The organism is Nocardioides montaniterrae (genome assembly GCF_054782655.1).
This window is the reverse complement of record NZ_BAAGSB010000004.1, coordinates 43026-56323: the sequence shown is the minus strand read 5'-3', so window position 1 is coordinate 56323 and position 13298 is coordinate 43026. Positions and strand designations below refer to the sequence as shown.

12 protein-coding genes, 1 tRNA gene, 1 other RNA gene and 1 pseudogene are annotated in these 13298 nt (G+C 70.3%); 12 read left to right on the top strand and 3 right to left on the bottom strand.

Annotated features, from left to right (window positions below; all coding sequences use genetic code 11):
- Positions 1–69 precede the first annotated feature (69 nt).
- The 3 genes from ACYVJ3_RS08220 to ACYVJ3_RS08210 all read left to right on the top strand — a co-directional run bounded on the left by ACYVJ3_RS08220 (position 70) and on the right by ACYVJ3_RS08210 (position 2135).
- The gene (locus tag ACYVJ3_RS08220; RefSeq protein ID WP_460852342.1) at positions 70–1035 is read left to right on the top strand and encodes a hypothetical protein; all 966 of its coding nucleotides are present in this window, start codon (positions 70–72) and stop codon (positions 1033–1035) included.
- 119 nt (positions 1036–1154) lie between these two features.
- Entirely contained in the window at positions 1155–1715 is a 561-nt protein-coding gene (locus ACYVJ3_RS08215) for a hypothetical protein (protein WP_460852340.1), read from the top strand.
- A 51-nt stretch (positions 1716–1766) separates the two neighbouring features.
- Positions 1767–2135, top strand: a complete 369-nt coding sequence (locus ACYVJ3_RS08210; RefSeq protein ID WP_460852338.1) for a hypothetical protein — start codon at positions 1767–1769, stop codon at positions 2133–2135.
- Between the two features lie 437 nt (positions 2136–2572).
- Here ACYVJ3_RS08210 and ACYVJ3_RS08205 read toward each other — a convergent pair.
- Positions 2573–2660: transfer RNA gene (locus ACYVJ3_RS08205), tRNA-Ser, on the bottom strand.
- 156 nt (positions 2661–2816) lie between these two features.
- An RNA gene (ffs, locus tag ACYVJ3_RS08200) (signal recognition particle sRNA small type) lies at positions 2817–2907 on the bottom strand.
- A 44-nt stretch (positions 2908–2951) separates the two neighbouring features.
- Here ffs and ACYVJ3_RS08195 point away from each other — a divergent pair.
- The 9 genes and pseudogenes from ACYVJ3_RS08195 (at position 2952) to ACYVJ3_RS08155 (ending at position 11997) form a co-directional block, all read left to right on the top strand.
- The gene (locus ACYVJ3_RS08195; protein WP_460852336.1) at positions 2952–4151 is read left to right on the top strand and encodes a cation:proton antiporter; all 1200 of its coding nucleotides are present in this window, start codon (positions 2952–2954) and stop codon (positions 4149–4151) included.
- Between the two features lies 1 nt (position 4152).
- Positions 4153–5211 (top strand): DUF2252 family protein, encoded by a 1059-nt coding sequence (locus tag ACYVJ3_RS08190; RefSeq protein WP_460852335.1) that lies wholly within the window; start codon positions 4153–4155, stop codon positions 5209–5211.
- Positions 5212–5258: 47 nt separating this feature from the next.
- Positions 5259–6914 (top strand): annotated as a pseudogene (locus tag ACYVJ3_RS08185) (DNA polymerase III subunit gamma and tau); the annotation flags it as partial.
- 526 nt (positions 6915–7440) lie between these two features.
- A complete protein-coding gene (locus tag ACYVJ3_RS08180; protein WP_460852333.1) occupies positions 7441–7824 on the top strand; it encodes a YbaB/EbfC family nucleoid-associated protein in 384 nt (127 codons plus the stop codon).
- A 4-nt stretch (positions 7825–7828) separates the two neighbouring features.
- A complete protein-coding gene (gene recR, locus ACYVJ3_RS08175) occupies positions 7829–8434 on the top strand; it encodes a recombination mediator RecR (protein WP_460852332.1) in 606 nt (201 codons plus the stop codon).
- Entirely contained in the window at positions 8431–9051 is a 621-nt protein-coding gene (locus tag ACYVJ3_RS08170; RefSeq protein ID WP_460852329.1) for a DUF5063 domain-containing protein, read from the top strand. Before recR ends, ACYVJ3_RS08170 begins: the two co-directional genes overlap by 4 nt.
- Before the next feature lie 46 nt (positions 9052–9097).
- Positions 9098–9571 (top strand): hypothetical protein, encoded by a 474-nt coding sequence (locus tag ACYVJ3_RS08165; RefSeq protein WP_460852328.1) that lies wholly within the window; start codon positions 9098–9100, stop codon positions 9569–9571.
- 92 nt (positions 9572–9663) lie between these two features.
- The gene (locus tag ACYVJ3_RS08160; RefSeq protein ID WP_460852326.1) at positions 9664–10950 is read left to right on the top strand and encodes an aspartate kinase; all 1287 of its coding nucleotides are present in this window, start codon (positions 9664–9666) and stop codon (positions 10948–10950) included.
- 3 nt (positions 10951–10953) lie between these two features.
- Positions 10954–11997: an aspartate-semialdehyde dehydrogenase gene (locus ACYVJ3_RS08155; protein WP_460852324.1), complete on the top strand. Its 1044-nt coding sequence runs from the start codon at positions 10954–10956 to the stop codon at positions 11995–11997.
- 91 nt (positions 11998–12088) lie between these two features.
- On the opposite strand, the gene ACYVJ3_RS08150 is transcribed toward ACYVJ3_RS08155, so the two are convergent.
- Positions 12089–13294, bottom strand: a complete 1206-nt coding sequence (locus ACYVJ3_RS08150) for a hypothetical protein (protein ID WP_460852321.1) — start codon at positions 13292–13294, stop codon at positions 12089–12091.
- Positions 13295–13298: the final 4 nt, after the last annotated feature.

Genomic DNA, 13298 nt, shown 5'->3' with positions numbered 1-13298 from the left:
AGCGCGGCTCGGTCCTCTTCTAGCCTTCTCGCTGTCCACCATGTGGGGGCGGACAGAGTGGGGGCTGCGATGGAGATCGGCGACGCTGTGGCCGCGCAGGAACCGGGTCATTGGGACCGGCTGATCGAGCACCTGCAGGCCTATCGGGCCAGCGTGGGCAACCCGTCGTACGCCGAGCTCGCCGAGCGGCTCAGCCGCGTCCGGCAGGAGGCCGGCGCCGACGCGTACGCCGCCCGCATCGCCCGCTCCACCGTGTACGACGCGCTGCGTCCGGGCCGTCCGCGCGCGAACGTGCCGCTGCTGCGGGAGGTCGGCCTGGCGCTCGGCGTACCGGCGGCCGACATCGACGGCTGGATCCGCAGCTGTGACAAGCCGGTCTCGCCCTTCACGTTGTCGCCGGTCGACCGACCCGTCGACGAGCCGGCCGATCCGCCGACGTCACGCCAGGCGCTGCTCCTGATCGTCGCGTGCATCGGGTTGAACCACCTGGGCCTGCGCATCGTCGACTGGCTGTCCCTGCCGATCTACCTCGACATGTTCGGCACCGCGATCGCCGCGATCGCGCTCGGCCCGTGGCGCGGCGCCGCGGTGGGCGTCGCGAGCAATACGCTCGGCGTGCTCAGCAGCGGCTGGGTCGCCCTCCCGTTCGGCCTCGTCAACCTGGTCGGCGGTCTGGTCTGGGGGTACGGCGTACGCCGCTGGGGGTTCGGCCGGTCGCTCCCGCGCTACTTCGTGCTGAACGTCCTGGTCGCGGTCGCGTGCTCGGCGACCGCGGTCCCGATCCTGGTCGCGGTGTACGGCGACCGCCTGCGGGTCGGCCACGACGCGATCACCAACCTGATCCAGGAGCACATCCACCAGTACTGGCTGGCGCTGCCGGTCTCGAACCTGATGACCTCGACCATGGACAAGGTCACCGGCGGGTTCCTGGCCCTCGTGGTGATCACCGCCCTGCCGGCCGCCTTCCGTGCGGCCTTCCCGCTGGCGATGGGCCTGGCGCGGCTGTCGAGCCACGGGGACGGCACGACGCCCTGAAATGCAAGCAGTCCGAGCCTGCAAGGGCTCGGACTGTGCGGAATCTCCGACGAGTTCGTCTTGGATACGGCTGGCTCGGCGCAAGTGAACGTGCGACCTCTGCCGTAGGCCTTATGCAGATGGGCGCGCGCATGTTCAACCCGGTTTCGGCGCTATTCACGAGTATGGATGCAGTGTGGGGAGGAAATAGCACCGCATTTGCCTATCCGCAGGATCCAGTTGGCCACGACGACGTGAGCGGATACGAGGACGAGGAACTTACCGAAAGTTATCCCGCCAGTGGTGGCGGCGGGAGTATGGAATTCGGCGGCGCCGCGGAAGAAGGTGCGGCCGCGGGAGAACTTAGTGAAGACGATGCCCTCGAATACATATATCATGGACCAGCGCCGGAAGGAGCGCCCATACGTGGAGAAGCCGGTGTGCGCGCGGCGCTCAGGACGCTTGAAAAAGGCAACAATAGTTACACCAAGATGGTCGCGAATCGGCGGGCACTGGTGCGTATATTCCAGCGGCTGGGTCATTATGGAATGACGATCGAACGGGGCGGACATTTCGCAGCCTTCGAATTAGACGACGGCACCGTGATCGCGATAAGGCGGCATTCAAAGTGGGGCAACTGGACGGTCGACATCAAATACCCTGACTCTCAACAGAGGTTCTATATTCATATCGATAAATAGCGACATTTTCCGTGGACTTCGCTCGTTTGGAAGGCAATTTTGATGGAGCCTGTGACAGCCCTGTTGGAGCTGTTGATGGATGATTGGACCGAGGCCACCGCGGCATACGGTCTTATCTATGAATATGTGGCTGACGACCCGCGGGGCGTCGATGCCGTCTCGCATGAGCTTATGGCTGCAATGGCGTTCGGAATCGTTGCTCAGGTCCTCCTGAAGGACTGGGCGGTGGCGGGAGAGTGGGGAAAGTCGGGCGCCTTTGTGGCGTGGGACTTGCCGGTAGAACAAGGACTCGCTCGGCTTGGACGTGAATTTCTGCTGCCTGCGACCGTTCGCGCGATGCCCGACGAGTCGGTCCTCGATCTCACAGACGCGGGTGCCCAGGAATACGCACGACGGGTAGCGGAAAGGCCACAGAACTGACGTACGCCCGCCAGATCACTGCGCCCTCGTTGAACCGAATTTGCGACGGTGTGGTTAGCGGCGCGCCATCCGTGCATGGGCCACAGCTCACTCGACGCACCTACTCCGGCGACGTCACCGTACGAAGGCCGGATCTCCTGGTCCCCAACCTTCGACGGCCTCGGCCGCTTCACCAAGGACTGTCTCCCCCGGCGGGGGCGCAGGCAGGTCATTCAGTCCGGAGACTCGCATGAGGTCGCCGTCGAACGCCACGACAGGCGCTGGCGCCTTCGATCAGTCACCGCCACTCTCGCATGGGTGAGATTGCGGTGACAGATCGACTGAGAGTGCGTGGTCGCGGGCCGCGAATCGCTCGGGTCTCCGATACATTGCGCACGGCGCTCGAATGACGAACGGCCCCCGATCAGCGTTTCCGCTGGTCAGGAGCCGGTTCGTGCTGGCGGACCTGGGGGGATTCGAACCCCCGAGGGCTTGCACCCAACACGGATTCCAGCCGTGCGCCATAGGCCACTAGGCGACAGGTCCGTGGTGGACCCTACCGGCGAGGTGACGGGGCGGTGAAATCGCCCCGGAGACGGGTCTCGATACGCCGGTCGCTCCTGCTCGCAAGCTCGCAGGAGCGCGGCTACTCGACCTCCTGCCGTGGTCCACGACTTCGCAAGCTCAGTCGTGGCGGCATGAAAAGGCCCCCCGCGTACCCGACAGAGCTCGCCTACCCTTGCTGCCTTCCGGCCCTGGGGGAGTTCGGTGAGATGCCGCCACGCGGGGGGTTGCCTCGTACTTTAGACGACGCCCGATCGGGAGCAGAATGCGGCCGTGACGTTCGTCGTGCTCGCGGTCATCGCTGCCGCCGCCCTGCTCGGCCCGCTGCTGGCGCTGCCGCGGGCCTGGCACCTGCCGGTCGTGCTCGGTGAGCTGGTCGCGGGCATCGTCCTGGGCCGGACCGGGCTGGGCTACGTCGACGCGGGCAACGAGACGTTCAGCTTCCTGGCCGACATCGGCTTCGCGCTGGTGATGTTCGTGGCGGGCACGCACGTGCCGGTGGGCGATCCCGCGATCCGGCCGGCGCTGCGCTCGGGCCTGCTGCGAGCCCTCGCCGTCGCGGCGGTCGCCGTCGGGCTGGGGGTCGGGATCGCGGCCGTCGCGGGCACCGGCCACGGACCGCTGTACGCCGTCCTGCTCACCTCGTCCTCCGCCGCACTGATCCTGCCGATCGTCGACAGCCTCGGCCTGGGGGGCGAGAAGGTGATCGGCCTGCTGCCGCAGGTCGCGATCGCCGACACCGCCTGCATCGTCGCGCTCCCGCTGGCCATCGACCCGAGCCACGCCGTACGCGCCGCCGGTGGTGCGGCGCTCGTGATCGCTGCCGCGGCGATCGTGTTCGTCGTGCTGCTCAAGCTGGAGCGTGCCGGCGTCCGCGCGCGCGTCCACGACATCAGCGAGGAGCGCAGCTTCGCGCTCGAGCTGCGCATCCAGCTGGCGATCCTGTTCGGGCTGGCGGCGCTCGCCAAGCAGATGCACGTCTCGATCATGCTGGCCGGCTTCGCGTTCGGCCTCGCGGTCGCGGCGGTGGGCGAGCCGCGCCGACTGGCCAAGCAGCTGTTCGCGCTGACCGAGGGCTTCCTCGGCCCGATCTTCTTCGTCTGGCTCGGTGCCGAGCTCAACCTGCGCGAGCTGGGCGCCCATCCCTCGATGATCGCCGTCGGTGCCGCGCTCGGCGTCGGCGCCGCGATCACCCACCTCGTCCCGCTCGTGCTCCGGCAGCCGGTCTCGCTCGACCTGCTCTCGGTCGCCCAGCTCGGCGTACCCGTCGCTGCCGCGACCGTCGGCACCCAGCTGGGCGTGCTCGAGCCCGGGGAGGCGTCGGCCCTGATGCTCGGAGCGCTGATCACCATCGGCCTGGCCGTGCTCGGCGGTGGGCTCGCCGCTCGGGCGGGGCTGGTCTCGGCAGGCCCGACCAGCACCGGCCCGGCCACCGACGCCCAACAGCCCGACACGAGCCCTGAGGTGGCCTGAGATGACGAACGTGAACGACCTGACGGCCGACTACGACCAGTGGCTGGCCGGGCAGATCCCGGTCGTCACCGCCGACGTGGAGCGCAAGCACGCCGAGATGCGGGCCGACCGCTTCCGCTTCCTGCGCGGCAGCTACTACCTCTGGCTCGCGCGGGTGGTCGAGAGGGCACTCGACGTCCTCGGCTCCGCTACGGTGCCGCTCGTCGGCGACCTCCACGTCGAGAACTTCGGTACCTGGCGCGACGCCTCGCAGACCCGCCGCTGGGGCGTCAACGACCTCGACGAGCTGGCCACGGGGCCGTGGCTGCTCGACCTGGTCCGACTCGCGGCCTCGGCGCGGATCGCACCGCACATCGCGCTCGGCGACAAGGCGATCACCGAGACGCTGCTGTCGGCGTACGTCGAGGCGAAGCCCGGCGTCGCCATCGAGCTCGGCGGCAAGCGGGCCGACCACCTCGGGGACCTGGTGCCCGAGTTCGCCGGCGCCAAGAAGTTCTACAAGGAGCTGCAGAAGGGCAAGCCGGTCACCGACGTACCGCCCGAGGTCGTCGCCGCCGCGACCGCCGTCGCCGAGCCGGGCTGGAAACCGGAGTGGTTCGAGCACGACGCCGGCACCGGCTCGCTCGGGCACGTACGCCGGGTCGGGGTCGGTCCCGCTGCCGACGGGACCGTGCATGCCCGGGAGGCCAAGCAGATCGGCCCCGGCACCGCCGCCTGGGCGCACCACCTCGATGCCCGGCTGCCCACACCCGACCCCGCCCTGTTCGCCAAGGTCACCGCATCGCTCAAGGGGCCGGCCGCGGCCGCCCGGGTCGCCGACTGGCACATCCGCGACCTCGCGCCGGACGTGGTCCGCATCGAGCTCTCGGGGCTGCGGAAGTCCGACGCCCGCGCCCTGCTGACCTCGATGGCGCAGGCGGCGGCGGACGTGCACGGGGCCGACGCGTCGGCGTACGACCGCGCCCGGAAGGAGGCCGCCGAGCTCGACCCGAAGGACTTCGAGGGGTACGTCGACACGATGGCCGCCTGCGTCGAGGAGGACTTCGCGGCGTACTCCTGAGCGGCACGCTGGCCTGTCGGCAGCGGAGGCTAGTGTCTGTCCCGATGGATGCCCCGCTCGCGCTCTACCGCCGCTACCGCCCCGAGACCTTCGCCGAGGTCATCGGGCAGGAGCACGTGACCGAGCCGCTGCGTGCCGCGCTGGCGGCCAACCGGGTCAACCACGCCTACCTCTTCTCCGGTCCGCGCGGCTGCGGCAAGACGACGTCCGCGCGGATCCTGGCGCGGGCCCTCAACTGCGAGAAGGCGCCGATCGCCGACCCGTGCGGCGAGTGCGACTCCTGCCGCGACCTGGCGCGGGGCGGCCCCGGCTCGATCGACGTGATCGAGATCGACGCGGCCTCCCACGGCGGTGTCGACGACGCCCGCGACCTGCGGGAGAAGGCGTTCTTCGCGCCGGTCCGCAGCCGCTACAAGATCTACATCATCGACGAGGCCCACATGGTCACGACGCAGGGCTTCAACGCCCTGCTCAAGCTGGTCGAGGAGCCTCCGCCGCACCTGCGCTTCGTCTTCGCGACGACCGAGCCCGAGAAGGTCATCCCGACCATCCGCTCGCGCACCCACCACTACCCGTTCCGGCTGATCCCGCCGCGGCTGCTGTCGGGCCACCTCACCGAGCTGTGCGAGAAGGAGGGCGTGGCGATCGAGCCGGCCGCCCTGCCGCTCGTGGTCCGAGCCGGCGCCGGCTCGGCGCGGGACACGCTCTCCGTGCTCGACCAGCTGCTCGGCGGTGCCGGCCCGGACGGCGTGACCTACCAGCTGGCCAGCGGCCTGCTCGGCTACACGCCCGACACCCTCCTCGACGACGTCGTCGACGCGTTCGCCGCCGGCGACGGGAGCGCCGTCTTCGGCGTGGTCGACCGGGTCATCGAGACCGGCCAGGACCCGCGCCGCTTCACCGAGGACCTGCTGCGTCGCCTGCGCGACCTGGTCATCGTCGCCGCGGTCCCCGACGCTCCTGCCACCGGCCTGATCGACGTCGCCTCCGACCAGGCCGAGCGCCTGGTCGCCCAGGCCGGCCGGTTCGGGCGCGCCGACCTGGTGCGCGCGGCCGACCTCGTCGCGACCGGCCTGACCGACATGCGGGGCGCCACCGCGCCGCGGCTGCTCCTCGAGCTGATCTGCGCGCGAGTGCTGCTGCCCGGCGCCGACCACTCCACCGACGGCGTGATGGCCCGCCTCGACCGCCTGGAGCGACGCGTCTCCATCGGCGGCGGCGCGCCCACCCCGGCGCCGGCGCCCGTCGCCGAGCCGGTGCCCGCCCAGGACCGTCCCGAGCCCGAGCAGCGTTCCGCGCCCGAGCGCGCGCCCGAGCCGGTCGCCGCGGCGCCTGCCGCTCCGGCCGCTGCCGCTCCGGCCGTGAACCCGGAGGTCGTGGAGTCGCCGGCCGTCGCCGAGGAGCGGGTCCGCAAGCGTGACCAGCTCTCCCACGCGATCAGCGGGGTCGCCCACCAGGGCATCGCCGCTGCCCAGACCGGTGTGGCCGCAGCGCGGACCGCGGCGACCACCGTGGCCGCTGCCGCGACCGGTGCCGCCGGCGCCGCCGCGGGTCCTGCGTCCGCGGCCGGGCTCTCCCTGGTCGACGTACGCCGCCTCTGGCCGGAGGTCATCGATCGCGCCAAGTCCGCGCGGCGGCTGACCTGGATCCACCTCAGCCAGAATTCGCAGGTCGTCGGCTTCGACAACGGCACGATCACGCTCGGGTTCACCAACGCCGGAGCCCGCAGCAGCTTCGAGGGCGGCTCGGCCGACATCGTGCGCCAGCTCGTCATCGACGTGATCGGCGCCGAGGTCCGCATCGAGACGGTCGTCGACCCCGGCGCCGACCCGAGCGCGAACAACCCGGCCACCAGCTTCAACGTCACGCAGCCGGCCGTCGGTTTCGATACGCCGCCTCGTTCCTCGGCGGCTACTCAACCAACGAGTCAGGCCCCCCCGGCTCCGGTCGACCAGGCGCCCCCGCCGGCCTCCGAGCCGCCGCCGTGGGCCACCGACGACGAGCCGCCGCCGCCGGCGTTCGACCGGCGTGCGCTCGTGGAGAGCGTCCAGGCCGAGCAGGAGGCTCCGCGGACCGACCCCGACGAGGCGGTCAGCTTCGACGACGCCGAGGTCGACGCCGAGTCCGGCACCGACCTGCTCGCCCGCGAGCTCGGCGCGCAGCTCATCGAAGAGATCCCCCACTCCTGATCCACCACCCCAGACGTTCCCCAGATCCAGAGGTGACCAGATGACCAACAACCCCTTCGATGCGCTCGGCGGTGCCGGCGGCTTCGACATGGGCGCCCTGCTCCAGCAGGCCCAGCAGATGAAGGACGACCTCGCCACCGCGCAGGAGGCGTTGGCCCAGGCCGAGTTCGAGGGCGCGGCCGGCGGCGTGAGCGTCACCGTGACCGGTGTCGGCGAGCTCAAGGCAGTCGTCATCGAGGCCGGCCGGTTCGACGGTTCCGACGCCGACTCGCTCACCGACCTCGGCGACCTGGTCGTCGCCGCGTTCCGCGACGCCAAGGCCAAGGCCGACGCCACCTCGGAGCAGAGCATCGGCATGATCACCGGTGGTCTCTCCCGCGGCATCCCCGGCATGGGTGGCGCGCCGGGCCAGCTCGGCTTCTGAGCCGATGTACGAAGGCGTCGTCCAGGACCTCATCGACGAGCTCGGGCGACTGCCCGGGGTCGGTCCCAAGAGCGCCCAGCGGATCGCGTTCCACCTGCTCCAGGCCGACCCGGTCGACGTACGCCGCCTTGCCGAGGTGCTGATCGAGGTCAAGGACAAGGTCAAGTTCTGCTCGATCTGCTTCAACGTCTCCGAGGACGAGGAGTGCCGGATCTGCCGAGACGCGCGGCGCGACCCGACGCTGCTGTGCGTGGTCGAGGAGTACAAGGACGTCGTCGCCATCGAGCGCACCCGCGAGTTCCGCGGGCGCTACCACGTGCTCGGCGGCGCGATCAGCCCGATCGACGGCATCGGGCCCGAGCAGCTGCACATCCGTGAGCTGCTCACCCGCCTCGGTGCGGGCAACGGCGCGGAGGTCACCGAGATCATCCTGGCGACCGATCCGAACCTCGAGGGCGAGGCCACGGCGACGTACCTCACGCGGATGTTGTCGCCGTTGGGCTTGCGCGTGACGCGATTGGCGAGTGGACTTCCGGTGGGCGGAGATCTCGAGTACGCCGACGAGGTGACCCTCGGACGTGCGTTCGTAGGAAGGCAGGCAGCGCAATGACCACACATAAGGGTGGGGGCCAGCTCCCCGGTCAGGCGGCGCTCGAGGCGCTGCTCGCGGCCGAGACCGAGAACGTGGTGCTCGCGAAGGAGATCGCGGGCAGCGTGGAGAGCTTCCTCGACGGCGTACGCCTCATCTCCGAGCAGGCGCAGGGTGGCCAGGCCATCTCGCTGCTTCTGCTGCAGATCAGCCAGATCTCCCTGGCCGGTGCGCAGCTCGGCGCGATCGCCGACTTCGAGCCGCGCGAGGAGTTCCAGCCCGACGTCGGCCCGGACCCCTCCGCCGAGCTCGACGACCAGCGGATGCGGCTGGCCGAGCTGCTCGGCAACGTCGACACCTACAGCTTCGTGTTCGACCCCTATGCGCCCGAGATCGTGGAGAGCCAGCTCTCCGACGACATCACCAGCGTCGCCGCCGACCTGGAGAACGGACTGCGCCACTTCCGCAACGGTGACATCGCCGAGGCGCTGTGGTGGTGGCAGTACTCCTACGTCAACAACTGGGGCAACCTGGCCGGTGCCGCGCTCAACGCGCTGCTGATGGTGGTCGCCCACGACCGTCTCGACGTCGACGTGATCGACGAGCACGAGCAGCTCGAGGCCGCGGCCGACCTCTGATCGCACTCGCCGGACACGGCCGCCGCCGAGGTCTATCGTCGACGACATGACCAGACGGTTGGCTTCCTGCGCTGCGGCGCTGTTCCTGCTCATCGGTCTCGGGACCTCCGCCGCGTCGGCGCGCTCCAGCGTGCTGATGATCTGGACGAACCCGCACCCGATCGCGAACCTGACGGATGCCAACCACTACCTCGCCGGGACACAGCTCAGCTTCCGGCGGACGATGGCGCACTACGGCCACCGGATCGCGAGCGACACCAGCGTCCCGGGCTCGCACTTCTACGTCGAGCGCTACGACAGCCGTGGCTTCGCCAGCACGCTCGCGTCGTACGGCGACGACTACGGCCCGGTGTGGGCCAAGGTCGCGGGCCGCTGGAAGGCCGTCACCCGCTGGGACCGCGGCCAGAACGTCATGTGCTGGGCGTTGCGCAAGTACGGCGTTCCCGACCAGGTGCTCGACTCGCAGCCGGCGTCCTGCCAGACCACCAGCGGCGACAACGTCGCCTACCACCACGCCTGAGCGCCGTCCCACGTCTCTGCGCGGATTCAAACGCCTCGACGGCCGCCGATAGAATCGACCGCGTTCTTCCCCGGTCGTGAAAGTAGGCCCTCGTGGGCATTGTCGTGCAGAAGTTCGGTGGTTCGTCGGTCGCCGACGCCGCCGGCGTCAAGCGCGTCGCACAGCGCGTCGTGAACACCAAGAAGCAGGGCCACCAGGTGGTCGTGGTGGTGTCCGCCATGGGCGACACGACCGACGAGCTGATCGACCTGGCCAACGAGGTCTCGCCGCTGCCGCCGGCTCGCGAGCTCGACATGCTGCTGACCGCGGGTGAGCGGATCTCGATGGCCGTGCTGGCCATGGCGATCGCCAACCTCGGTCACGAGGCGCGCTCGTTCACCGGCTCCCAGGCCGGCGTGATCACCGACGCCGAGCACGGCAAGGCCAAGATCATCGACGTCTCGCCGAGCCGGATCAGCGCCGCTCTCGCCGAGGGCGCGATCGCGATCGTCGCCGGCTTCCAGGGTGTCTCGCAGACGACCAAGGACATCACCACGCTGGGCCGCGGCGGCTCCGACACGACCGCCGTCGCGCTCGCGGTCGCGCTGGGTGCCGACGTCTGCGAGATCTACTCCGACGTCGACGGCATCTTCACCGCCGACCCGCGCATCGAGCCCCGTGCCCGCAAGGTCCCGCGCATCTCCTACGAGGAGACGCTCGAGATGGCCGCGCAGGGCGCCAAGATCCTGCACCTGCGGTGCGTCGAGTACGCCCGCCGCTACAACATGCCGATCCACGTCCGCTCGTCGTTCTCCGACAAGGAGGGCACGTGGGTGGTTCGCGCCGAAGACGTCTCAGAAGGTTCCGAGGAGAGCACCATGGAAGCTGCCATCATCACCGGCGTCGCGCACGACCGCAGCCAGGCCAAGATCACCGTGGTCGGCGTACCCGACAAGCCGGGCGAGGCCGCCGCGATCTTCCGTGCCGTCGCCGATGCCCAGATCAACCTGGACATGATCGTCCAGAACGTCTCGGCGGCCGCGACCAACCGCACCGACATCACCTTCACGCTGCCGAGCAGCGAGGGCCAGGCCGCGATGACGGCGCTGGACAAGCTCAAGGCGTCGGTGGGCTACGAGAGCCTGCAGTACGACGACAGCGTCGGCAAGGTCTCGATCATCGGCGCCGGCATGAGCTCGGCGCCCGGCATCAGCGCCCGCTTCTTCGAGGCGCTCTCCGAGGCCGGTGTGAACATCGAGCTCATCTCCACCTCGGAGATCCGGGTCTCGGTCGTCGTGTCCGAGACGCAGGTGCAGGACGCCGTCAACGCAGCGCACGCCGCGTTCGACCTGGGCTCCGACGAGATCGAGGCCGTCGTGTACGGCGGAACGGGACGCTGATCCATGGGCATCAAGCTGGGCGTCGTCGGCGCCACCGGTCAGGTCGGCGTCGCCATGCGCCAGATCCTCCTCGAGCGCGGGTTCGCGGTCGACGAGATCCGTTTCTTCGCCTCCGCCCGCTCGGCCGGCAAGACGCTGCCGTTCGGTGACCGCGAGGTCGTCGTCGAGGACCTGGAGACGGCCGACCCGACGGGCCTGGACATCGCGCTGTTCTCCGCCGGTGGCTCGACCTCCAAGGCGCACGCCCCGCGCTTCGCCGCGGCCGGCGTCATCGTCGTCGACAACTCCAGCGCCTTCCGCAAGGACCCCGAGATCCCGCTCGTCGTCTCCGAGGTCAACCCCTCGGCGATGGACGGCGTCATCGCCGCGCGCCGGGGCATCATCGCCAACCCGAACTGCACCACGATGGCCGCGATGCCGGTCCTCAAGGTGCTGCACGACGAGGCCGGTCTCGAGCGACTGATCGTGTCGTCGTACCAGGCCGTCTCCGGTTCGGGCGTCGCCGGCGTCGCCGAGCTCTCCGGTGGCATCGCCGCCGCGGGTGACAAGGCGACCGAGCTGGCGTACGACGGCTCCGCCGTCGACTTCCCCGAGCCTGGCGTCTATGCGAGGACGATCGCCTACAACGTGCTCCCGTTCGCCGGGAACCTCGTCGACGACGGTCTCAACGAGACCGACGAGGAGCAGAAGCTCCGCAACGAGTCGCGCAAGATCCTCGGCATCCCCGAGCTGCGCGTCTCCGGCCTGTGCGTTCGGGTGCCGGTCTTCACCGGTCACTCGCTCGCCGTGAACGCCGAGTTCGCCCGCCCGCTGACGGCGGCGCGCGCTGCCGAGCTGCTCGCCTCGGCCCCGGGGGTCGCGCTCGTCGACATCCCGAACCCGCTCGAGGCGGCCGGCCAGGACCCGTCGTACGTCGGTCGCATCCGCCAGGACCCGGGCGTCGACGGCGACCGCGGCCTCGCGCTGTTCATCAGCAACGACAACCTGCGCAAGGGTGCTGCCCTCAACACGGTGCAGCTCGCGGAGATCATCGCCTCCAAGCTCTGATCGTCCTCCGTAGAGGCGTGAAAAGCGCCTGGATCCGATGGATCCAGGCGCTTTTCACGCCTTTGCCGGCCGTGGGCCGAGCGTGGCGGCTCTACTCGAGGTCGGTCTCGGCGAACGTCTTGGTCACCCACACCGAGGTCAGGAACGCCGCGACCGCCAGCAGCGGGATCACGATGACCATCGGCCAGCTCTGGATCACGTTGATGAGGAACAGCAGCGCGACCACGGCGACCAGGCCGACGGCGAGGAAGCTGGTGCTCCCGGGGTCCGGGACCACGAACGCCTTGAGCAGCGCGGCGCCGAGGTAGACGCAGAGGGCGAAGGTGAGGATCAGCAGGATGAAACCGGGGCCACCGCCGCACGAGGCGGTGCCGCGCACGGCGTTGCAGCCGCGCAGGGAGAGCCAGGTCAGCAGGACCATCGCGCCACCGGTGATCAGACCGGTGATCGCGGCGGCCTTGTACGCCGACATCATCGGCTTGGCGTTCTCGTCGACCTCGACCGGCTTCTTGACCGCCTCGGCGATCCTGCCGAGGACTCCGGCGACCTTCTGACCGCCCGTCGGCTCGGTCTTGGTGGGCACCTTCTCGGCGCCCTTGGCCGGCAGCGGCCGCTTGACCGGCGACGGCGACGGCGTGGTGACCGGCGTGGCGATCTCGCGGGTCGGCTCGGCCTCGACCGGACCGGCCATGCTGGCCTTCATCGCCGGGACGGGCTCGGGCTCAGGCGTCGCGATGGGCTCAGGTGCCGGCTCGGGCTCCGGGATCGGCTCGACGATCGGCTCGGGCTCGGGCTCGGGCTCCGGGTCGGGAGCGGGCTCCGGCTCGGGTACGGCGACCGGGGTGGGCGCGGGCTCCGCGACGACCACCGGCTCAGGTGCTGGCTCCGGCTCCGGCTCCGGGTCGGAGAAGAGGGTGGGCTCCGGCTCGGGCTGCGGGGCCGGCTCCGGCTCGGGCTGCTGCGCGACCTCTTCGACGACCGGCGCGGTGGGCGCCTCGGCAGCGGGCGCAGCCTGCTCGACGACGGGCGCGGGCTCGGGCACCGGGGTCGGCTCCGGCTCCGGGACGGGCGTGGGCTCGGGTGCGGGTGTCGGCGCAGGCGTGGGGATCGGGTCGGGCTCGGGCGTGGGCGGCACGGTGGCCGCCGGCTCCTCGACCCTCTCGGCAGCGTCCTCGACGGGCTCGTCTGCGGGCGCGGCCGGAGCCGGCGCCTCTTCTGCCTCGGCCGACTTCTTCTTGCGGCCGAACAGCTTGGGCGCTTCCAAGCTGACGCGAAGCTTGTCCTGCTCATCCGACATGGGG